This is a genomic window from Paenibacillus azoreducens (genome assembly GCF_021654775.1).
Taxonomy (GTDB): Bacteria; Bacillota; Bacilli; order Paenibacillales; family Paenibacillaceae; genus Paenibacillus_AQ; species Paenibacillus_AQ azoreducens.
Genome location: NZ_AP025343.1, coordinates 6,079,101 through 6,101,465 on the forward strand (window position 1 = coordinate 6,079,101; position 22,365 = coordinate 6,101,465).

19 protein-coding genes, 1 tRNA gene, 1 pseudogene and 2 riboswitches are annotated in these 22,365 nt (G+C 50.1%); of the genes and pseudogenes, 7 read left to right on the top strand and 14 right to left on the bottom strand.

The features are described from left to right. Positions 1 to 45: 45 nt before the first annotated feature. The 4 genes from L6442_RS27035 to L6442_RS27050 all read right to left on the bottom strand — a co-directional run bounded on the left by L6442_RS27035 (position 46) and on the right by L6442_RS27050 (position 4,193). Positions 46 to 1,293, bottom strand: a complete 1,248-nt coding sequence (locus L6442_RS27035) for a TadA family conjugal transfer-associated ATPase (protein WP_212978930.1) — start codon at positions 1,291 to 1,293, stop codon at positions 46 to 48. Beyond that, a complete protein-coding gene (locus L6442_RS27040; protein ID WP_212978929.1) occupies positions 1,286 to 2,434 on the bottom strand; it encodes a P-loop NTPase family protein in 1,149 nt (382 codons plus the stop codon). The genes L6442_RS27035 and L6442_RS27040 overlap by 8 nt, the downstream gene beginning before the upstream one ends. 857 nt (positions 2,435 to 3,291) lie before the next feature. Continuing rightward, the gene (locus L6442_RS27045) at positions 3,292 to 3,717 is read right to left on the bottom strand and encodes a thiol-disulfide oxidoreductase DCC family protein (RefSeq protein ID WP_212978928.1); all 426 of its coding nucleotides are present in this window, start codon (positions 3,715 to 3,717) and stop codon (positions 3,292 to 3,294) included. A gap of 197 nt (positions 3,718 to 3,914) precedes the next feature. Beyond that, the gene (locus L6442_RS27050) at positions 3,915 to 4,193 is read right to left on the bottom strand and encodes a hypothetical protein (protein ID WP_194235174.1); all 279 of its coding nucleotides are present in this window, start codon (positions 4,191 to 4,193) and stop codon (positions 3,915 to 3,917) included. A gap of 276 nt (positions 4,194 to 4,469) precedes the next feature. On the opposite strand from L6442_RS27050, the pseudogene L6442_RS27055 reads away from it, so the two are divergent. The 3 genes and pseudogenes from L6442_RS27055 to L6442_RS27065 all read left to right on the top strand — a co-directional run. Then, positions 4,470 to 4,631: pseudogene (locus tag L6442_RS27055) on the top strand (ArsR/SmtB family transcription factor); the annotation flags it as partial. Positions 4,632 to 4,664: 33 nt separating this feature from the next. Then, on the top strand, positions 4,665 to 4,910 hold the full coding sequence (locus L6442_RS27060) for a DMT family transporter (RefSeq protein WP_237100417.1): 246 nt from the start codon (positions 4,665 to 4,667) through the stop codon (positions 4,908 to 4,910). 111 nt (positions 4,911 to 5,021) lie between these two features. Then, complete coding sequence (locus L6442_RS27065; RefSeq protein ID WP_212978927.1) at positions 5,022 to 6,371, top strand: Nramp family divalent metal transporter; 1,350 nt, start codon at positions 5,022 to 5,024, stop codon at positions 6,369 to 6,371. A gap of 557 nt (positions 6,372 to 6,928) precedes the next feature. On the opposite strand, the gene kdpC is transcribed toward L6442_RS27065, so the two are convergent. The 5 genes from kdpC to L6442_RS27085 form a co-directional block, all read right to left on the bottom strand. Next, positions 6,929 to 7,537 (bottom strand): potassium-transporting ATPase subunit KdpC, encoded by a 609-nt coding sequence (kdpC, locus tag L6442_RS27070; protein WP_212978926.1) that lies wholly within the window; start codon positions 7,535 to 7,537, stop codon positions 6,929 to 6,931. Between the two features lie 91 nt (positions 7,538 to 7,628). Continuing rightward, complete coding sequence (gene kdpB / locus L6442_RS27075; protein ID WP_212978925.1) at positions 7,629 to 9,659, bottom strand: potassium-transporting ATPase subunit KdpB; 2,031 nt, start codon at positions 9,657 to 9,659, stop codon at positions 7,629 to 7,631. Positions 9,660 to 10,153: 494 nt separating this feature from the next. Continuing rightward, positions 10,154 to 11,839, bottom strand: a complete 1,686-nt coding sequence (gene kdpA, locus L6442_RS27080; protein ID WP_272880281.1) for a potassium-transporting ATPase subunit KdpA — start codon at positions 11,837 to 11,839, stop codon at positions 10,154 to 10,156. A gap of 162 nt (positions 11,840 to 12,001) precedes the next feature. After that, on the bottom strand, positions 12,002 to 12,079 hold the full coding sequence (gene kdpF, locus L6442_RS33195; RefSeq protein WP_373871818.1) for a K(+)-transporting ATPase subunit F: 78 nt from the start codon (positions 12,077 to 12,079) through the stop codon (positions 12,002 to 12,004). A 140-nt stretch (positions 12,080 to 12,219) separates the two neighbouring features. Next, a complete protein-coding gene (locus L6442_RS27085; protein ID WP_194234456.1) occupies positions 12,220 to 12,612 on the bottom strand; it encodes a hypothetical protein in 393 nt (130 codons plus the stop codon). 174 nt (positions 12,613 to 12,786) lie between these two features. Continuing rightward, positions 12,787 to 12,959: riboswitch (cyclic di-AMP (ydaO/yuaA leader) on the bottom strand. Positions 12,960 to 13,086: 127 nt separating this feature from the next. Continuing rightward, positions 13,087 to 13,297: riboswitch (cyclic di-AMP (ydaO/yuaA leader) on the bottom strand. Between the two features lie 447 nt (positions 13,298 to 13,744). On the opposite strand from L6442_RS27085, the gene L6442_RS27090 reads away from it, so the two are divergent. After that, positions 13,745 to 14,227 (top strand): glutathione peroxidase, encoded by a 483-nt coding sequence (locus L6442_RS27090; RefSeq protein ID WP_212978924.1) that lies wholly within the window; start codon positions 13,745 to 13,747, stop codon positions 14,225 to 14,227. A 581-nt stretch (positions 14,228 to 14,808) separates the two neighbouring features. Here L6442_RS27090 and L6442_RS27095 read toward each other — a convergent pair. Beyond that, positions 14,809 to 14,891, bottom strand: a tRNA-Leu gene (locus L6442_RS27095). Between the two features lie 224 nt (positions 14,892 to 15,115). Continuing rightward, positions 15,116 to 15,466 carry a helix-turn-helix domain-containing protein gene (locus L6442_RS27100; RefSeq protein ID WP_194234458.1) on the bottom strand — a complete coding sequence of 117 codons (351 nt, stop codon included), beginning with the start codon at positions 15,464 to 15,466 and terminating at the stop codon, positions 15,116 to 15,118. A gap of 260 nt (positions 15,467 to 15,726) precedes the next feature. Here L6442_RS27100 and L6442_RS27105 point away from each other — a divergent pair, with 260 nt between their 5' ends. The 3 genes from L6442_RS27105 (at position 15,727) to L6442_RS27115 (ending at position 18,209) form a co-directional block, all read left to right on the top strand. Continuing rightward, a complete protein-coding gene (locus tag L6442_RS27105; protein ID WP_212978923.1) occupies positions 15,727 to 16,344 on the top strand; it encodes a PAS domain-containing protein in 618 nt (205 codons plus the stop codon). Positions 16,345 to 16,568: 224 nt separating this feature from the next. Then, a complete protein-coding gene (locus L6442_RS27110; RefSeq protein WP_194234460.1) occupies positions 16,569 to 16,970 on the top strand; it encodes a MarR family winged helix-turn-helix transcriptional regulator in 402 nt (133 codons plus the stop codon). 6 nt (positions 16,971 to 16,976) lie between these two features. After that, a complete protein-coding gene (locus L6442_RS27115; RefSeq protein WP_212978922.1) occupies positions 16,977 to 18,209 on the top strand; it encodes an MFS transporter in 1,233 nt (410 codons plus the stop codon). Positions 18,210 to 18,744: 535 nt separating this feature from the next. Here L6442_RS27115 and L6442_RS27120 read toward each other — a convergent pair. The 3 genes from L6442_RS27120 to L6442_RS27130 are packed head-to-tail and all read right to left on the bottom strand — an operon-like array spanning position 18,745 to position 22,343. Beyond that, positions 18,745 to 20,301: an alpha/beta hydrolase gene (locus tag L6442_RS27120; RefSeq protein ID WP_212978921.1), complete on the bottom strand. Its 1,557-nt coding sequence runs from the start codon at positions 20,299 to 20,301 to the stop codon at positions 18,745 to 18,747. A gap of 21 nt (positions 20,302 to 20,322) precedes the next feature. Then, positions 20,323 to 21,342: a FecCD family ABC transporter permease gene (locus L6442_RS27125; protein ID WP_212978920.1), complete on the bottom strand. Its 1,020-nt coding sequence runs from the start codon at positions 21,340 to 21,342 to the stop codon at positions 20,323 to 20,325. Then, positions 21,339 to 22,343: a FecCD family ABC transporter permease gene (locus tag L6442_RS27130; RefSeq protein ID WP_212978984.1), complete on the bottom strand. Its 1,005-nt coding sequence runs from the start codon at positions 22,341 to 22,343 to the stop codon at positions 21,339 to 21,341. Before L6442_RS27130 ends, L6442_RS27125 begins: the two co-directional genes overlap by 4 nt. Positions 22,344 to 22,365 lie beyond the last annotated feature (22 nt).

Below are 22,365 nucleotides of genomic sequence, written 5' to 3' on the forward strand. Positions count from 1 at the left end.
GCTGGCTGCCGAACTTGCTTCGGCCCAGAGCCGTTTGTCCTGTTTTCATACAGCAGCCTCCTTCACAGGTGATTGCGGATCATAAGATATGCCGGCCATCTTCAACTTGTCCTGATTCATCAGCGTCTCTTGCGGTTCCAGACGGCCGCATACACGTCCATCCTTTTCCCCCGTCTCCTTGAATTTGTATAACGGATGAAGCACAACTTCGCCGCCCTCCATCCCGATCACTTCACTGATTTCGACCACGCGCCGCGATCGGTCACGCAATCTTGCCAAATGAACAAAGATGTCGATCGCCGAACGGATCTGCTGCCTCACAACGGCGATTGGCAAATCCGCTCCGCTCAGCACCATCGTCTCCAGCCTGCTGATCATGTCGCGGGTGTTGTTCGCGTGGCCGGTTGATAATGACCCGTCATGGCCGGTATTCATCGCCTGCAGCATATCCAGCGCTTCGCTTCCCCGCACCTCCCCGACAACGATCCGGTTCGGACGCATTCGCAGCGAAGAACGAATCAGGTCCCGGATCGATATTTCCCCGCGCCCTTCGGTATTGGCGTTGCGGGTCTCCAGGGAAACCAGATTCGGCACGGTTACAATCTGCAGCTCAGCCGAATCTTCAATCGTGATCACCCGCTCGTCCGCAGGAATGAATTGCGACAACGCATTTAGAAATGTGGTTTTGCCGGAACCCGTACCACCGCTAATAAAGATGTTGTATTTGCCAACCACCAGTTTTTGCAGCAGCGTAGCAGCATCCTGCTCCAGCGCTCCCCGAAGCACAAGATCCTCCATCGTCATCGGCTTTTCGGGAAACTTCCGAATCGTCATCGTCGGCCCCTTGAGCGCAATCGGAGGAAGAACGATATTGACGCGCGAACCGTCCTTTAAACGAGCATCCACTATAGGAGACGATTCGTTAACTACCCTGTTCACGCCGGACACGATCGTTTGAATGATGTCTTCCAGTCTGGTTTGGGATTCAAATTCCAGCGGCAGCTTTGAAACCTCGCCGTTTTGTTCGATAAAAATGTCCTGGTGGCTATTGACCATAATTTCCGTGATGCCCGGATCGTCAACGAGAGGCTGTAGAATATCAAGACCCCGGAAAGAATCAAAAATACGCCGGACAAGCCGTCTCTTCTCCGAAGCAGTCAAATCCCGAAGTTCCCGGCGGCTGAATACGGTCCGTTCGATAAACTTAATCAGCTCACTGTTATCCAGCGCAGACGTGACGTCAAGACCGGAACGCACTTCCCCCCTCAGCTGCCTGAACAGGTCCTCATCCATATGCCCTCACCCCTGCTGCTTCCGCCAACTCCCCACCCAGCAATTCCCGGCAGAGCTTAAGAATATCCCGCTGAAAAATAGGCGAACTCAGCAGCAATTCTTCGTTATGGATTTGCTTCCATGAAGGGATGTACGGAAGAACCCCGTCGATCTCCCTGATACTCTCCGGAAGCACATTCGCCAGGCTGCCGACATACCGATTCACGATAAACCGGCTTTTGGCCATCATTTGCTCAAGCTCTTCGGGGCTGCTGCGCTCCATATAAGCGAGCTGCTGATCAATTTTGTACATATGGATCAGGTCGTCGAGCAGCATCCATATCAAATGGCTGCAGCCATCGATCACGGCATCTGTCCGCGCATTCATGCCGGAATCGGTGTCGGCGATCACGACATCGTATCGGCCGCTTTGCGCCAGCAATCCAAGCAAGGCGAGCACATCCTCCTTTCCCAGCTGCAAAATTTCATTCCGGTTATGAACCGGATCGAACCAATCGCATTTCATCGCGGGATGGTGAACAACAAAAGAATCTACCGGAACGGATTTTCCGTTTTTCGTTTCCTGTGCGGCTTTCATCTCATACAGCAGGTTCGGGAGGCCTTGGGCATCCTCCGCTTTCCGGTTCTGTCTGGGAAATACCGCGCTGCTGTTTATTGCCTCCACGTTCAGGTAAAACACGGAGAGTCCCAATCCGCCAAGCTGTTTGGCCATATTGACGGCAGCCGTCGTTTTGCCGCATCCGCCGGCGGCGGACACAAAACCGATCGTCACCGCCCCTCCGCCCTGCTTTGCGGTTGGTCCTGATCGTCCGCCCTTCTTTTGGCAGGCCCGAAGCAGCGCCTCCAGCAATTCGGGGAGCGGCTGATATTTCAGGACTTCTGTCGCCTCGTCGCCGCTTGCGCCGAATGTCCTCCATGAGCAGGCCATACCACCTTCGCGCAGCCAGGAACCGAGCAGTTCCTTGTCCCCAACCGCCAAATCAGGCTGTTCTCTCCCGTTCATGTACTCCAGAAAAGGCTCCGCCCGCGTAAATCCGATGATATGCATCCTGGTTCCATATTCGCTTGCATAAGCGTAATGAAGCAGCCGCTCCAAATATTCCGGTTCCCGTACGGCCAGCACCACCTTATATGGCACCATAAGACTCTCAATCCCCCTCGCTTAAAGCATGAAAAAAAGCACCGCCTCCAAGCCGCATTAGCGGCTCAAGAAACGGTGCTTCCGTCATTAGCTTTATTTGTTTCATTTCCATTAGAATATTGCAATAATCCAAGTGGCTTCACGCCAATAGATCGATCCGGAAACCGGCCGGGATCGAAATTGCAATATTCTGGCTTAATTAGGAATTTATCATATCCTGAATTGAAACACAATACAATTTTTGCAAAAATCGATAGATAAAAAGTTCACTATCTATAAAACCCGCACCCCATCGAAGTGGCGCATCAAATTTCATAAGGTTGCTGAAAGCTCGGACTCAGGCTAAGTGTAGATCGATACGGTTAGATGGAACTATGTCCAGCTAGGCTAACGAAACTAGCAATCGTTATTTACGCAAAATGAAGCCTTTACAGAATCTAACGAAACTATGTATCGCTATCTATCAAAATTGAGGGTGATTAAGCCAATTTTTGCCCGAATAACGATCTGTAGTTTCATTAGATTTGATTTGAACTCGAATCAGGGGCAATAGCGTTTCTCAGTTTCGTTAGAGGAAATCAGACAACGGAGTCCAACTCACACTTCATGCGTCAGCCAAAATCAGACAACAGAGTCCAACTCACACTACACGCGTCAGCCAAGATCAGACAGCGGAATCCAACTCACACTACACGCGTCAGCCAAGATCAGACAGCGGAATCCAATTTAATACCTACACGCGTTAGCAAAAATCAGACAATGAATCCAACTCACACTTCATGCATTAGCAGAAAAATCAAGCTGGGTTAGCCCAACTACTATCCGTTAGGAGAGACCAATCATGAATCCCGTACCCTTCATAAAAACCGGTTCCGCAATTCGGGTGTCGGTAACAGGCACTGCTCATCCTTGCCAAACCAGCGGTAACGGTTCCGGGCAACCCAGCGGTACATCCTGTTCCGAATGGCCGGAGGTATGATTACAAACGCATAAAGCAGCGGCCAGGGCATTTTCAATTGACGAAAAATACGTAAAACGGCAGCCGAATGAGTGTAATAATGACCATTTTCAATCAATACCACTGTATCCATCCCATCCGCTGGAAGACCTCCTTGCCGCAACAGTTCGGCTCCGATTTCGGATTGCAGCGAAGCAAAACGAAACTTCGCCTGCGGATCGCGCTCAATAATGAAACGCGTCAGTCCTTGGCATAAATGGCATACTCCGTCCACCAGTACGATCCGATTGCCGCCCTTTCCTTCAGGCCTGTGCAGAACTTCCATATTCCGGCACCTCCTGATCTCAGTATCTCCTGCGCCTCTTCGAAAATCAAGCTCCCCTTGCCCGCAAACGCCTCTTCGAAAATCAAGCTCCCCTTGCCCGCAAACGCCTCTTCGAAAAGCTCCCCTCCCGAGAACAAGGTCATTCAAAAAGAAAAAAGCCCGGGTAGCTTCCCGCGCCTGTATCTTCGGTCGGCAGCTTATTTGGCCAAAGCTTTGCCGATCCATTGGTTTTCGTTGATTTGCTGTTCCAGTTCGCCTTTGTAGCTCTCGATGCATTTGCAGATAAAATCTTTGCGGCAGACAGGGCAAGGCGTTTTTTGCAACCGGTTGATGTTTGTCATTTTCCACTCTGGAGAACGGCTGTAGGACGCGCGGCACACTGTTCCGTCAGCCAGATAAAGAATGAATTCATATAATCCGCTTTTTTCATTGCTGCTGGCTTCTTCCATATTCGTAATCACTGGTCTGTAAGACATATGCATCACCCGTTCATTTAGATTTCTGTATCAAGTACCTAGACATATTAAAGAATTTTAAAGTTCATGTCAATAAAAGGTTGCATCACTTCGCGCTCCGCTATACCCATGAGAGCAAAAAAAGCCGTCCGGAATCCTTTTCCACCCCGGTAAGATACCGCTAATTAAAGAATAATCGCCGCCCGTCGTTGATAATCATCTTGATATCGTACTGATTAATGGAAGATAACAAATTCTAAATGTTTAACCATATAAACACACACGGAGGCGATAACCATCACAGCCGAACAAGAATCATACAATTGCAGCAATAAAGAGCAGGTGCTTGAGAAGTTCCGGCAGGCGACGCCTATTTTTCAAGCGTTAGGAGATGTAAACAGACAACAACTCGTTATGCTCCTGCTGGAACACAATTCGTTGAACGTAAATCAATTGACAATGTCTGTGCAGAGCTGGTTTGAAATGGGCTATATGGTGATCGGCGGAACGCTTATTGGCTACGTAATTTTTAATCTTGGAGTTCAGAGGATTGGCGCCAGCCAAACGAGCATATATTTGAATTTGACTCCAATCGTAACATCACTGCTGTCCGTGCTGTTATACGACACCCATATGACATGGCCGCTCTTGCTTGGATTAGCCTATGTGCTAACAGATGTCTTTCTTGCAAGCATATCGACAAGAAAAAGACGGAGGGCAAAAGTCCAGCATCGGTGAAATCATAATCATCGATAACCGTAAGCAGGCGCTTCCCCTTTGTTTCCATATTCAAGCAATGCATAGCAACCGGTTATATATATAAGACTAACCTTTAACGAGGTGCGAAATATGGATAATACCGGGTCTAACAGCTCCGAAAAACCAAAAACTTGGACCAAACCGAAGAGGCGATCTTCGCTTGCGGAGCTGAACCATTCCATGAAGGTGCCGCATAAAGGTTCTGTCTTCCGGAAATTTCTCGCTTTCGCCGGCCCGGGTTATCTAGTTGCGGTCGGATATATGGATCCCGGCAACTGGGCGACGGATATTGCCGGCGGCGCGAGGTTCGGCTACTCCCTGCTGTCGGTTATCCTGATATCCAATATCATGGCGGTGCTGCTGCAGTCGCTGTCGAGCAAGCTCGGCATCGTCACTGGGCATGATCTTGCGCAGGCCTGCCGCAACCATTACAAAAAACCGGTCGCCGTCGGGCTATGGGTCCTGTGCGAACTCGCTATTGCGGCATGCGATTTGGCCGAAGTCATTGGTTCAGCTATCGCTCTAAAGCTTTTGTTCGGCATTCCCCTGCTGTACGGTGTGATGATCACCGCGTTGGATGTGCTGCTTATACTGCTTCTCCAGCACAAAGGATTCCGGGCGATTGAAATTCTGGTCATCATTCTTATCGCAACCATCGGCGCATGCTTCGCAGTGGACTTGTGGTTAGCCAAACCCAATGCCGGAAGCGTGCTCGCCGGGTTTATCCCGACGGCAGACCTGATAACAGACCAGCAGAAATTGTACATCGCCATCGCGATTCTCGGGGCCACGGTCATGCCTCATAATCTATACCTTCACTCTTCCATCGTACAGACGCGCCAATACGAAAATACCGACGAAGGCAAACGCGAAGCCATCCGTTTCTCCGTTTGGGATTCCACGATTGCGCTGACTTTGGCCCTGTTTATCAATGCGGCGATCCTGATCGTTTCAGCGGCGACGTTTCACAAGGCCGGCATGACGGAAGTCGCCGAAATCAGCGATGCGTACCATATGCTGTCTCCGCTGGTGGGAACGGCGGTCGCAAGTATTTTATTCGCCGTCGCGCTGCTGGCTTCCGGCCAAAACTCGACCCTGACAGGCACTTTGGCCGGTCAAATCGTCATGGAAGGGTTTCTCGACATCAAACTTCCGTCTTGGCTCCGCAGGCTGATTACGCGTCTCATCGCTATTATTCCCGCCGTGATTGTGACGATTATTGCCGGGGAAAAAGGCACGGAAGAGCTTTTGATTCTCAGTCAGGTCATTTTGTCGCTGCAGCTTCCCTTTGCCGTCATTCCTTTGGTCAAGTTTACCGGAGACCCCAAAATCATGGGCATTTTCGTAAACCCGGCTTGGATTAAAATATCGGCCTGGCTCGTTTCCGCCGTGATCGTGGTCCTCAATCTGTTCCTTATTTATCAAACTTTCGCGGGTTAATCGAATCGACATATCTGTTTAGCATTTCCAGGCTAAAACAAGACAATCGTGGATTGGCGCCTTCTCTTTAATCTTTGGTAGGACGATGCTGCATACTATAGCCTTTAGATTTTGAAATTGATGCAAAAATGCAGGCTTTTAAGCAGAAAATGTCCGTTTTAATTTAAATTGATGCAAAAGTGCAACCTTCCTAACCGATATCTGTAAAAAACAAGCTCAATCCTGAAAATAATTGCACTTTTGCAAGCATTCCTCATACGCATTAAAATATGACATAAAAAATTGCACTTTTGCATGTTTCTAGATTAAGGGGGGGGGGGAAATTCCCATTGCGTAGGAGATAACAAAAGGAAGTAAATTTAACGAAACATGGAATCATCAATTAAGAAAAACGTCTATCGGCGTACTCTCAGAAGACAGACCGCGCTTAGCGGTACTTTTTCTTGCGATAAGGGAATCCGAGCTCCCCGAAGTTTATACTATCTTATATCTTCAAAAAGGCCGCAATGAGCTTCTTGATCGCTCATGCGGCCTTTTTTATTCCCCAAAACCTCTCCCTATTTTCCGGCAAGCTCTTTGAGCGCCAAATTCAGCTTAAGCACATTCACCCTTTTTTCGCCAAAAACGCCCAAATCACGTCCCTCGGTATTTTTGGCTACGAGCTGCCGCAGCTGCTCCTCCGGAATATGGCGCAGAGAGCTAATCCGCGGAATCTGCACCTCGGCTGCAGCCGGCGTAATATGCGGATCGAGGCCGGAGCCGGAATTCGTAATCAGGTCGATAGGAAGTTTGCTGACGGGCACCTGAGGGTTTTCCTTTTCCCATTGTGCTATCGAATCCTTAACCCGTTTGACCAGCTCGGGATTGGATGGCGCGTAGTTATTGGAACCTGAACCGGCTCCGTTGTTATCAATGCTGGAGATGCGCCCTTGAAAATACGCCGGGTCCGTAAAAGTTTGCCCGATCAGCTCCGAACCCACGGTTTGCCCTGAACTGTCTTTAACCATGCTGCCGCTGGCTTGATGCGGGAAAATCAGCTGGGCCAGCCCCGTGCTGGCCAGCGGATAGGCGATACCGCAAATGACGATAAACAATAAACTGGACCGCAGCGCGATCAGCCAGATCGAGCCATGCCGCATTTCTTCGTATTTCGCCGTCGTTTTCATCGTATATCATCCTTTTTCATAAGCTTGGCGGGCTTAATAAAAATCTTCCCGCTTTCTCTATCCTTAAAATCCAATGATTAAATCCATAAAATTAAATCCATAAATGCACGATCAGATCGATCAGCTTGATGCCGGCAAACGGAGCGATCACCCCGCCGAGCCCGAAAATCATCAAGTTGCGGCTCAGCAGCAAGGGCGAGCTCATCGGTCTGTATTTGACGCCCCTCATCGCCAGCGGAATCAAGAGCGGAATGATGACCGCGTTAAAAATGAGTGCGCTCAAAATAGCCGACAGCGGCGATCCCAGTCCCATGATGTTCAAGACTTTCATCTCAGGAATGGCCGCCATGAACATCGCAGGAATAATCGCGAAATATTTGGCGACGTCGTTCGCAATGCTAAACGTCGTAAGTGCGCCGCGCGTCATCAGCAGCTGTTTGCCGATCGCCACGACTTCAATGATCTTGGACGGGTCGGAGTCCAGATCGACCATGTTCGCCGCCTCCTTGGCGGCAACGGTGCCGCTGTTCATGGCGATCCCTACATCCGCCTGGGCCAAAGCCGGAGCGTCGTTCGTACCGTCGCCCGTCATCGCCACCAGCTTGCCTTCCGCCTGCTCGCGGCGGATGACGGCGATTTTATCCTCGGGCTTGCTTTCGGCGATGAATTCGTCAACGCCCGCTTCCCGGGCGATCGTCGCTGCCGTTAGCGGATTATCGCCGGTACACATGATCGTTTTGATGCCCATCTGCCGCAGCTGTTCAAAACGTTCCTTCATCCCCGGTTTAACCGTATCTTTCAGATGAATCAGGCCGTAGATGCCGCTGTCAACCGCTACCGCAAGCGGCGTCCCCCCTGCGGATGCGATGGCGTCGGATTTGGCCGCAAGATCCGATGGAATGCTGCCGCCTTGCGACAGCACCCACTGCCGGACCGCATCGACGGCCCCTTTGCGGACATGCCGTCCATCCTGCAAATCGATGCCGCTCATCCGGGTGCCGGCTTGAAACTCGATAAATTCGCCGCCTGCGGCGATGGCCTCATCATACTCAAGCGCCTGCTTTTTCATCAGTTCCAGTACGGACCGCCCTTCCGGCGTTTCATCCTTAAGCGAGCTGACCGCCGCCCAATAAGCCGTTTCCGGCAAGGAAGCGCCGCCTACAGGAATGAACTCGCTGGCCATCCGGTTGCCGAAGGTAATCGTCCCGGTTTTATCCAGAATCATCGTATTGATATCGCCTGAGGCTTCGACGGCCTTGCCGGACATCGCCAGCACGTTGAACTGGGTGACGCGGTCCATCCCCGCAATCCCGATCGCGGACAGCAGGCCGCCGATGGTCGTCGGGATCAAGCACACCAGCAAGGAAATCAAAACCGGGATATCGAGCGGTACCCCCAAATATTTGCCGATCGGCGCTAGCGTTACGACCACGATCAAAAAGATCAGCGTCAAGGTGGTCAGCAGCGTATTAAGCGCAATTTCATTCGGCGTTTTCTGGCGCGACGCGCCTTCAACGAGTGAAATCATCCGATCGATAAACGATTCCCCCGGATCGCTGGTGATCTTCACCTTGATCCGGTCGCTGACGACGCGCGTTCCTCCGGTAACGGAGCTGAAGTCGCCGCCGGCTTCCTTGATCACTGGGGCCGATTCCCCCGTAATCGCCGATTCGTCGACCGATGCGAGCCCTTCAATGACTTCGCCGTCTCCAGGGATCATCTCGCCTTGCGAGACGATGACAATATCGCCTTTGCGAAGCTCCGTGGAACTGACCACTTTAATATCCGATCCGACGCATTTATTGGCGGTGGTTTCCCGCTTGCTCTTTTTCAAGGAGTCCGCCTGTGCCTTGCCCCGGCCTTCAGCCAGCGCTTCGGCGAAGTTGGCAAACAGTACCGTGAACAGCAGGATCAGGAACACAGCCAAATTAAAGCCTATACGTTCGCCGGTGTTGAAGTAGGCCGGAAACAAAACCATCAGCAGCACGACAAACGTGCCGATTTCCACGACGAACATCACCGGATTTTTCATCATTACAACCGGATTCAGTTTCAGAATGCTATCTTTCATCGCATGCTTGATGATATCGCCTGTGAGCATGCTTTTGCGTTTTCCGTTCATGACTATTTCCACCTCGTTTATTTAAGGAAACTAAGAGAGGTTGTTCAAAAAGTCCGCTTTTGATAAGAAAACCAATCGAGGTCAGTCCAAGGATGAAAGGGCCGCGATGCAAAGGTAGGTTTTCTTGCGATATAGAATTTCATCAGCGTAGCTAGATAACTTATAAATTCTATATCTAACACAAAGTGGATCAGGAAGCTGGATCGACATCGAATCTTGAATTCAGCCGGGCCTAAGCGAATGCTTACGAAGTATGTTTCCTTCGGAAACATTTCAGGTGCTCACGTACCCACTACGTACGCTCCACTCCTTTCGTCCCTAGCTTCATCCAACCTTCTCGGTGCTGAAAACCAGCCTTTTTGAACACGCACTAACACCCATCCCCTATCGAAAATATCCGGACTCCAAACGTCAATCGACGCGGACAGTCCCTAAGTTCATTTACCCTGTCGACCATTATTTCATTTTCTGGGGAAGCGCCATTTTCAGGTCTGCTATATTCCCGATATTTTCAGAAATTCCGCCACTGGTCCGAGTACAAGCACAGGCAGGAAGGTTAATGCTCCGATCAGAAGCACCGTACCGACCAAAATGCCCGCGAACAACTTCGTGTCGGTATGGAAGGTGCCGATGGTTTCGGGAACCGTCTTTTTCCGCGACAGAGAGCCCGCCACCGCCAAAAGCGCGATAATTGAAACATACCGTCCCAGAAGCATGACAAGCCCTGTGCTAACGTTCCAGAACATCGTGTTGTCGCCCAAGCCTTCAAAACCGGAGCCGTTGTTCGCAGCGGAAGAAGTAAACTCATACAAAGACTGGCTTAGCCCGTGATATCCCGGATTGGACAAAGCGTCGGTCCCCAAATGCGTCATAAACGAAATGGCCGTCGGCGCCAAAATAATCAGCGGATGCATGAGAATCGCAATGGCGATCAGCTTCATTTCCCGGCTTTCGATTTTCCGGCCCAGAAATTCCGGCGTCCGTCCGACCATCAGCCCGCAGATGAACACGCCCAGTATGGCGTACATCAGCATGTTGACCAGACCTACGCCCTTGCCTCCAAAGACAACGTTCAGCATCATTTCCGCCAGAGGAGCAAGCCCGCCAAGCGGCGTCAGCGTGTCATGCATATTGTTGACCGATCCGGTGGTCGCCGCCGTGGTAACCGTCGTAAACAGCGCGGACTGCGCTACGCCGAAGCGGACCTCTTTGCCTTCCATGCTGCCCTGCGAACTGTCGATGCCCAGCTGATTGATCAGCGGGTTGCCGCTTTTTTCCGAAACATAAGTCAGGCACAGGAAAGCTAAAAATAAGAACATCATGGCCGAGAAAATAATCCAGCCTTGCTTCCGGTTTTTGGCAAACCGTCCGAACGTATACGGCAGCGCGGCCGAAATCGTCCACATGCTCAAAATCTCGATCACGTTCGTCAACGGACGCGGGTTCTCAAACGGATGCGAGGAGTTCGCCCCGAAAAAACCGCCGCCGTTTGTTCCCAAATGCTTGATCGACTCCAGGGAGGCGACCGGCCCCATGGCGATATGCTGCACTGTGCCGCCAATCGTGTTGACCGTCACAGTAGGCTCCAGCGTTTGCGGAACCTGCAAGCCGACCAGCACCAATGTGACGATGAGCGCCAGCGGCAAATAGATGCGGGTATGGGCTTTAACGAAGTCCTCAAAGAAGTTCCCCAGCCCGCCCCCTCTGCGCGTAATCCCGCGGATGAAAGCAATGGCAACCACAAGGCCCGAAGCCGCCGAGGTAAACATCATCATCGTGATGACGATCATCTGGCCGAGATACGACATGCCGCTTTCGCCGCTGTAATGCTGCAGGTTCGTGTTGGTCATAAAGCTGATGACCGTATTAAATGACAAGCTGGCATCCATGTTTCCGACGTTGCTCGGGTTCACCGGCAGCCCGCCCATCAATCGTAGAACAAGATAACTGAGGGCCACCAATATGATGTTCGTCGCCAGCATGCTAAGAGCGTATTTTTTCCAGCTCATGCTTGAGCGGTTTTTTAGCCCGATGATTTTAAATAAAATGTTTTCCATCGGTCCGAAAATCTTGTCCGTACGATTGGCCTCATTGGAAAACACATGATATATATAGCTTCCTACCGGCTTGACCAGCAGGAGCAGCACCGCGATGACAATGCAAATCTGCAAAATATCCACTTTCGCTTCCTCCTCATAAAATAACCCCACAAAGTGTCGCGTGACCTTCGAGGCTTATTCCGATTACTTTGCGGGGACCCCGGAAATATAACTCCACAAAGTGTCGCGTGACCTTCGAGGCTTGTTCCGATTACTTTGCGGGGACCCCCGGTTCCCCCTGTACTAAAACCGTTCCGGATGGATCAGGGCATATACCAAATAGATGAATACGAGCAGCGCCAAAACCGACACTACGATCATCGTTCTTCCCCTCCCCCATCCACGATATGGCCGCACCACATCAGGAACAGCAGAAAAACGCCGAACACTCCCGCAAGTGTCACGATCATCAGAAAGTCCATCATGGCTTTGATTTCTCTCCTCTCGGTCATAAAACGCATTTACTTCAGCAAAAATCCAACTTCGCCGTTTAACGAATGAATGATGTGGTTGGCCCCAAGCCCCCGGTATATTCCCGGAGAATTCCCTGTACGCGTAATCACATAGATCGGACGTGAAGTCCAGGGACGGCATATTTGCAAATACCGGCAAGTTAAATTGAGACTATTCTCGAAGATGAAGATCCGGCCGACTTTCTGCTCCGGCACGGCCCATTCATCTGTATGGTTCGTATGAATCCGGATGATTTGCGAAACGCCCAGCTTCTTGAGCGCCCGCTCTTCCTTCAAATTATTGGTTAGCACGGCGAAAGGCCGTTTGAGATAAATCAGAAGCTTAATAAATTTGCGCCCGGCTTCATTAGGCGCCGTAACAACGATGAGTTCCTCTTCCACGGCTTTCGCCCCCTTTCCGGCAAGATGTCCAGTCTATTAAAAAATCCGTAAGACCTGCTTTACAGCCTTTTGCCGAGTCTGCTTCACAACAAAAAAGCCGCAGGAAAGAGGTCCTTTCCCGCGGCCTGTTACCCATGGCGAAAGAAAGCCATGAAAACACTGCCCACGACAAATGCTGCCTCTCCCTATACGCTTGCGAGGTTAGCTGACGGATTAGGGCGTGAGAGTCGCCCATCCCCCCATCGTCCCTTTTCGGGACGGGAGGATTCACCCCGGGCACCGCCAATGCGGCGCTAATTTGGGTCCCCCGCTTCCGGCCCGCAGCCGGAATTAAGCGTTAAAGACATTCAAATCAATCGTTAATTTTCCGAAATTTTTGCATTTCCTTTCATTTTCAAACCATTTTGGCAACAAAAAACCACAGAGGTTAATAGGTCCCCTGCGGTCGATACACATCGATCACAAGTTTCATCATTCCTCTCTCATACGACGCTTACGAGGTTAGCTGACGGATTCGAGCGGTGAGAGTCGCTCTACCCGCGTTTCGGATCCATGGCATCCGTTCCGCGGGATTCACCCCTGCGGTACCGCCTGCTTCCGACTCTCACACCGGACAACAGGAATACACGCGATTGGTTCCCCCGATTTCCGCCACCTGCGGGCAGAAACTCAGCGATTAAAAATGGAAACGTTTAGAATATGTTTTGAATACGATTTGAATCATACACCCGCGCGCAAAACGTGTAAAGGTGACGCGAAATCACCTATCGCTTAAAAATGCGGCATTTTGAATTGAGTTATCGCTTACAAGGGTTTTTATCTCCTCTAAAGTCGTCCAACCTCTTTATTTCACCTGTTTTCGTAAATCAGGCTGTCATTTTTCATCCTCCTGTCCGCAAGGGAATCTGGAATTTCCGGTAAACCGCCGATATGATGCGCAAAAACATGCATTCTGTTAAAAAACAGCTTTTACCACCCGCAATCCCCCGGAAATTCCCTGATACAAGATACCATTTCCATTGACGCCGAATTGAAACGGGATGACTCATTAAGTAAAATGAAGTTGCATATAACAAAAGCGCTGCAATGATCAGGTTTTACATATCAAATAAGATGGAAGGAGGGCAAAAACATGTCAGTATACGATTACCAAGCCCACACGCTTCAGGGAAAGGCCGTACCCTTGTCCGTTTATGAGGGGAAGGTACTGCTGATCGTGAACACGGCGAGCAAATGCGGATTTACGCCGCAATACCGCGGGCTTCAAGATTTGTATGAAAAATATCATAAACGAAATTTTGAAATTCTCGGTTTCCCAAGCAATCAGTTTGCGCATCAGGAACCAGGGAATAACGAGGAAATTGCGGAGTTTTGCCAGGTCAATTACGGCGTCAGTTTCCCGATGTTCGAGAAAACCGACGTCAACGGCGAAGATGCTCATCCGCTCTTCAAGTACCTTACCGAACAGGCCCCGGGAGTTCTGGGATCCAAAGCGATCAAATGGAATTTCACCAAGTTTTTGGTCGACAAAGAGGGACATGTGGTGAAACGCTACTCCCCGCAAACAACGCCGGATAAACTGGAAGAGGATGTCATTAAACTGCTTGGAGACTGAAATGCATCTGCGGAATAAAACATGTAGTAGCAAAAAAGAGGCCTGGCGGCCTCTGCAGGCTGTCGAGAACATCTCGGCAGCTATTTTTATGTTCATCGATTATATAAGTGTTCGGCGGAGCTTATGTATTCTGTAACTGACAGGAAAAACATCCGCTAAACGCGGCCCTCGCTTCTTAGAGGGTACTTCGATAGACGTTTTGCTTTATGTTTCAGGCCGGACGGAATGCAGCCCTTCGGAACGACTGCTTTGATCACCCGACGATGTCTGCGGTTGGACTGGCTAACGAAACACGCAATCGCTATTCGGGCAAAAATGGGCTTCTAAAACTTCTTACGAAACCAGGGAACGTTATTCTGCTCAAAAGTAGTTCATTCGGCCGTATTTCATTCAAATAACGATCTGTAGTTTCGTTAAAATTAAATCGGCACCGTTTTTACGGCAATAACGCTTACCAGTTTCGTTAGCCGCATTCAGAACCAAACCGCCCTTTTGGCGGCCTCTTTCGCATATTCGGATCCTATCGGAGCCAAATACAACAAAAATCCCTGTAAAAACAGGGATTTTTGACTGGCTATAAATGCGGTAGAGAGGACTCGAACCTCCACGGGCGTACGCCCACTACCCCCTCAAGATAGCGTGTCTGCCATTCCACCACTACCGCATATCAACATCTTTTTCAGCAACTCTTTTATTATATACTACTCGCCCCAAAATGTAAATAGTTTTATTTAAAATGCGCGGCCAAATCTTCGTACTGTGAAGACATAGGCGGGCCTTCGCCCGCCTCTTTTGGATCATGTACCCCGCATCCAAGATCGTTTTTTCAGCCCGTTATGCCGCATGTCAGAAACTTGTAGACTAACCTTGCGCGTCACTGTGAAGAAGTTATTCTTCGCTGGACTGTTGTTTTCTGTAACGGGTAAAATTGATGTATTCTTTGATAAACTCTTTTTCCTTCTCGGACAACGTAATGTTTTCCTCAAGCTCATCCCACACATATGTACCCGCGTTCTCTTTTAGATGAAAAGATCCCCGCTCCTTGCCCAAAATAAGCCAGTCCAGGCTGACATCGAAAAAGGAAGCAATCTCTATGAGCTTATTGGTGCTCGGCGTTGATTTTCCTCTTTTCCAGTCACCCAGATTTCCTGTGCTGATCCCAAGCTGCTCACAGAAAGATTTTTTTGTCATTTTGCGCATTTTAATCAGCGATTCAATTCGTTCATAGATGGATTGCATAGAAAACCGCCTTCCAAATTTTCATCTGACGACGTAATTAAGTAATTTTTGTCTTGCAAAGTTACGTAAAAACGTATATAATATTCTTTATGCATAGTCATTATAGCATACTGGTAATTGTACCATTAATCCCAGTCTTTTTGCCATGTACTCCTCAAGAACTGCTCATCAATTATTCTTTTTACTCCCCGTCAGACTGAAGCGATCATCCATAGCTCTTACATAAGGAAATATATTTCAATTAGAGGGAGCGACCTTATTTGGTTAATTCAGGCATCACTTTTATTGAAATTATCGATTCGTTACAACAGGCTGTCGCGGTTGTCAACTCCCAAGGCCGCATCATTTCCGTTAACCGCGCTTGGATCAAGCACTCGATTGAAGCAGGCGTACCCGAAACATTTGCGTGGAACGGGGTTCGTTTTATGCAAGTTTACAGCGCCATATCTGAAGCCGACGGACAACCTCCGGATGAACTCGATTCCGTGCTTAACGGCACGGTGCCGTTTATTCGTATGGAAATTCAGTGTTTGCTGCAGCGCAAACTGGAATGGTTTCTGCTCGATGCATCCACGATATATGAAGATGACGGCCGAACCGTAAAAGGAATGGTTGTTTGTCTCACTGACATAACGAAAAGCAAGGCGCTTGAGCATGATCTCATGGAAGCTCTGACGCAAATCCGCACGCTGCGCGGTCTTCTTCCCATCTGTGCGGTATGCAAAAGGATCCGCGATGAGCATGACATCTGGAATTCTGTTGAGAGCTTCCTTGAAAAACATACACATGCAGAATTCACCCATGACATCTGCCCCGACTGCATCAGGCGGCTGTATCCTAAATATTCCTCCGTGCTGGACGGTTCATCTTGTTCTTGATCTGCACAGGAAAAGCGCCCTGCGTCTATTCGCTGCATACATAAGCATAAATTCGTATTCCATATCCTGCTTCCATCGACTCGCCTGCATTTCTTCTTTTGGGAAAGATGTTTGACGATTTTTCTTTATATGAATATAATTGTTTAGACAATTATTTATAAGGAGTGTTTTTTCTGAAAAGGTCCACATCCACTTACCAGTCCATCGGATTCCGTTTTGGCAATATGTCGCGCAAAATGTCCTCCCTTTTTGCCGGGAGACTTAAACCATACGGCATTACACCCGAACAGTGGTCGGTTCTTTATCAAGTGCACCTGCAGGAAGGGATTAACCAAAAAGAGCTCGCGCTCAGATCCGGGAAGGATCAACCTTCCATCACGCGGATTCTCGACGTGCTTGATAAGAAAGGATACATCCAGCGCAAGGCCGATCCGGGCGACCGCAGAGCCTATCTGATTTACGCCACGCCTGAAGTAGAGCAGCTCATGAGCGAAACCGTACCGATTGAGCTTGCCATGAACGATGAGTTGATCTCCGGCATTTCGGATGAAGAACTGCGGGTCTTGGATCAGATTATCCTGCGCATTAGCGCAAATATCGATCGAATTTTCATAGATCAGAGGTAAACAACCATGAAAAACAACAAAGACATCGAAGACAAACTTTGGACGCGTGAATTCATCATGCTGACGGTTTGCAATCTGCTGCTGTTTTTGAATTTGCAGATGATTTTGTCTCCGCTTCCCGGTTATGTAAAAGAACATTTTCATGCGGATGCATTGACCGTCAGCCTGTTCACGACCGTTTTTGCTTTATCAGCCATCATATCCCGTCTCTTCTCAGCCAAAGCGCTGGAAAAAGGCCAGCGCAACACCATCCTGTTTCTTGGCCTGATTCTGTCGTTCCTTGCCACCTTGGGTTATCTGTGGAGCGGAACGCTTGCGCTGCTGTTGTTGATGCGGATTGTGTATGGCGTCGGCTTCGGAATGGGCAGCACCACATTACCTACGATGGCATCCGGCGTGATCCCGATCCGCCGCTTGGGTGAAGGCATGGGTTATTTCGGCCTCTCTACAAGCATCGCCTTGTCGCTCGGCCCCGTTATCGGCAGCCTTCTGCTGGATCATGGCGGTTTCTCTTCACTGGTATATGCTACGCTGATTGTTATCGCCCTTATTTTTCCGCTCGTTTATCCGCTTGCGAAAAAGGTGAAGTCTCCCGGGGCGGCTTCCGTTCCCAAAGAATTTTCAGCCGTTCCGCAGAAAAAAGGATTTCCCAAAGCGCTGCTTCTGCCGAGCCTGCTTAATTTTCTGATGTCCGTGACTTACGGCGGCCTGCTTGGCTTCATTAATCTGTTCGGCAAAGAATCGGGCCTTACGAACGCCTCGCTGTTTTTCTTGTTTAATGCAGTTGCTGTTGTCATCATCCGGCCGGTTTCCGGTAAAATTTACGATCGAAAAGGACATAAAGCGCTGCTGATTCCGGCGGCGGCATGCCTGATCGGCGGTTTATGGCTTCTGTCATTCTCCACCTCGACCGCATTTCTGGCCCTGGCCGCGTTCTTTTATGGTCTAGGTTTCGGAACGGCACAGCCGACGCTGCAGTCCTGGATGATTCAACTTGTTCCTCCGCAGCGGCAAGGGTTGGCGAACAGCATGTATTTCAACTCGCTGGATTTCGGCATCGCAGTCGGGGCATTGATTCTCGGCCAAATCGCCTCCTTCAGCAGTTATGGCGCTATGTATCGTTACTCTTCCCTATTCCTTGGCATTTTTATCGTGGTTTATGCACTGTACCTGCTGACCCGCTCCAAGGATAAAGGAAACATAGGAACCTCGCCTGCCGACAAAACCATCAGTGGGTAACATTCGAAACCTGCAATTGTGCATCTTTTCCGTAGCAAACCTCATCGAGCTTTGTCAGCCGGAAACCCTGCATAGCTGCAGGTTTTTGTCTATCAAGAAGCGGTCATTTTTAAAACGGTCCGTTTGAAATTTCAAGTGATTGCGGTTGTTCTCACCCCATATAATGGTTTCATAAAGTAATTGGTAATCTTTTGCATAAGGGAGGAGCACGATCTATGAACAATTTTACCGCATTACGACCTTTTCCGATTTGCTTTATCCATACGGTACCTTGTTGCAAATAGGTTAGTCCACCAAGGCCGTCATGCGTTACAACCGCAAACATATTAAAGCGCCCCTGCCATTGGCAAAGAGCGCTTCTTTATTTTGACCCTATGATTGTTCATGCGATGCTGTGGAATTTGCTGCTGAACCACTGTTATCCGAATAATCCGACTGAATTCCGGCCCCATCTGTGGCTGTACTTTGCTGGTATGTACGGAGGGCCTCGGCGGAGCCTATAATACTTCATATATCGGATATTTGGCACGCCTTTTTAATCGCTCACGCGGCGGAGCATCGGGCTGAACAACGAAGGCAGCAGCGATACATGTCCTTCATTAGGAACTTCAAGTATCGAGACCGATTTCGGGCCATATGCACTTGCCGTCAAAGTTTGATGCAGCTTATGCGCATCGCTGACCATATGTGGCTTCTCCAGGCTGCCTACGCTGAGATGCAACTCGGTATCCGTCTGATGAAGCGCTAAGTTTTCTTTCTGATTTTCCCAAAGCTGCAGCAGTATATGGTTTTTCCACCAGATCGACGGGCTGGCCGCAAAATAACGCCGGAATGCCGCAGGCCGCATAAACAGCGTATACAAAGCGAAGAAACCTCCCAACGAATGTCCAAATAAAGATTGTCTGGAACGATCGATCGGATATTCCCTTTCTACCAGCGGCTTCAATTCATATTCTATAAAGTCGAGGAACGCCTCGGCTCCCCCTGTGTGCGGCCAGCCTGAACCATCAGGTCTTGCCGGCAGTTCGCTGTCGTCCGCATAGACGGTATAGTCGTAAAATCGTTCTTTGGTTACGATCGGATCATTGGAATCATACCCGATCCCGACGATGACGGATGAAGGAATGCCGTGCGGCCCTCTGGATTGCATTCTGACGGCTTCCGTCAATGACCCGAAGGTGGCGTTGGCATCAAGCGTGTAAAGCACCGGATAGCCGGTTTCAGGCGGAGGTCCCATTGGCTCGGCGATGAAGATGCGGTATTTCCGCCCGGTCAAACCGGAAAGCATGCTCCATGTGCGCGTACCGGGAATATGCATCGTTCCGGCATATGTTACGTCAGGCCCCGACGTGTTCCCTTTTTTGCCAAAAAGCCATTTCAAAGCCTCCGGGAACTGCTTCATCATAAACAAATCGTCATGTGTGCCTTCCGGCTCCACATCCAGCTTCAGGCGGCTTGCGCACATCCCTTTTTCCAGCCACAGCCGGTGAACTTCTCTTGTATACTCCGCCATATGCCGCTGCCGTGATTTTTTGTATATGCCCTCCTTTCCCCCAACAGACATATAGACGCGCTGATGTTTTCCGAACCCTTCATGCTCGCGGATAAAGTCCATAGCGCCTTCATACCAAAATGATGCCGACAGCAGGCCGGTTCTGCCAAACGTATCGGGACGCCAACAGCCTGCAAAAAAAGAGATCAGCCCGCCAAACGATCCGCCGATGATCGCCGTCTCTTCCGCCTGCCTCTTCGTACGGTATTGGCTGTCGATATAGGGTTTCAGCACATCCGCAACCTCATCGACATATGCCCGGCCCTGTCCGCCAAAAGGCGGATAGCTGTCCACAAGCGCTGCCGCAGGCCATGGCGTGTATTCGTCATTGCGTGCATGGGGGACAATGCCCACAAGCATGACTTCTTCCAGTTGGCCGGATGCATACAAATGCTCCAAATAATTTATGCAGCCGGTAAAAAGTTTCCCGCCGTCCTGCACATACGCCACCGGAAAGCGGCGGTCGGAATGATCATAAGATGGCGGCAAATGCAAAACCAGCTCCCAGTTGCCGACATTAAGCTGCTGATAACGATTCATATTTTCCTCCTGTAAATCCTCCTACCCCCGCGAACGGATGAGCAGATACACAAAATAAGGCACACCGATGATGGATACAACGATACCTACGGACAACTCAGCCGGCGCAAATACGGTTTTGCCAATAAAGTCGCCTGTAAGCACCATAATCATGCCTACCAGGCCGCTAACCGGAATAATGCGGATATGCCGCAAGCCGACAAGCTGTCTCGCCAAATGGGGCGCAATCAAACCGATAAAGGCAATGCTGCCGGATACGGCAACGCTTGCGCTGACCAGCCCGATGCTGCAGAGCAAAAATATATTTTTTTCCCGTTCCACCGGCATCCCTACGCTTTTTTGGCTTTCCTCGCTCAATTGAAATAAATCGAGCACATGGGACCGAATGCAAATCAATGGCAAAAGCAGCAGCCACGGCAGCATGGTCGCAACGAATTTCCAGTTTGCGTTATGCAAACTACCGGCAAGCCATACGACGGCCATTTCATAATCATTCGGATTCATTTTCAGGGAAATGTACATCGTCAGAGCGCCAAAACCGGAAGCAATGGCGATGCCCACCAAAATAAGCCGCTGCGGATCAAGCTTCCCCTGCTCTCTTGCAAACATATAAATGGCCGCTGTCGCCAGCAAACCTCCGGCCACGCCAAACATCGGCATCAGCATGACGCCCAGCCAGCCCGTTGCCGTGACGGCCCCTTGAAATAAAAACATAAAGAGTACGACCGCCAAACCCGCTCCGGCATTAATCCCCAATATTCCCGGATCGGCGAGCCCGTTTCTCGTTACGCCCTGAATGATTGCGCCTGCGACGCCAAGGGAGAACCCGACAAGCGCTCCAAGAACGATCCGCGGTAGCCGGAATTCAAACACGACTAAATCATGCTCCGCTTGAGGATGGATTCGAAGCAGCGTTTGGATAACGTCCATGACCGACATATCAAACGTTCCGTTCGTCAGGCTGAGATAAGCGGCTGTGGCGGCAAGCAGCAGCCCGAAAGCCGCAACCACCCAAAACCGCCGGAGAGATGCATGCTTCACGCCCCCGCACCTCCTCTTGTCTTGATCAGATACAAGAAGAACGGTACGCCAATCAAAGCCGTAACGACACCAACGGGAGTTTCAAACGGGTAATTGATAAAACGAGCCACAATATCGCACATGGCCAGGAAAATGCCCCCCAAAACGCCGGACACCGGGATCACCCATCGGTAATCGGAACCTGTGAAAAAACGCGCGATGTGGGGAATAATCAAGCCCACGAAAGCGATTTTGCCTGCGAGCGCCACCGAGACACCGGTCAGCAGCACGACCGCGAGAATGGCCAAAGCTCTGGTCAGCCAGGTGCGGATGCCCAGTCCTGTGGCGATCTCCTCCCCCAGCGACAGCGCCGAGATGGATTTCGAGATTACAACCGCCAGCGTTAAACCGACAATCGCAAACGGAATGCTGAGCCGGATGAGCTCAGGATTCATCTGATGCAGTCTGGCGTTATACCAGAAGCTGATATTTTGCGACACCTGAAAATAGGTGGACAACGCATGCGCGACCCCGCTCAGAAAAGTCCCGACGATAGAACCCAGAATTGCCAGTCTGACAGGGCTCAGTCCTTGAGGAATGCACCAAGCCAGCCCAAAAACGATCGCCGCTCCTAGCGCCGAACCGATCAGCGAGCTGACAATATACAAATTCGGATTGGCATTCGGTAAAAATATCATGCACAGCGTGACCGCGAACACGGAACCGTCCGACACCCCCATGATCGATGGCGAAGCAAGATAATTCCGGGTCATGCCCTGCATCAAAGCGCCCGAAACCGCAAGGAAAGCCCCAATCATCATCGCTCCGACCGCACGCGGAAGCCGGGAACTCATAATAATCTGGTGGTCTACGTTGTCCGGGTTAAAAGCCGTAATGGAGTTCCATACTTCCCCGGCCGTGATATTCTTCGCGCCGTATAGAATGGATGCAAGGATCAATAATACAATGGCTGCCGGAGCCATCGCGAGAATGGTCACCGGCAGCGTACGTTTTAATCTCATCATCAACACGCCTTTATTTCTT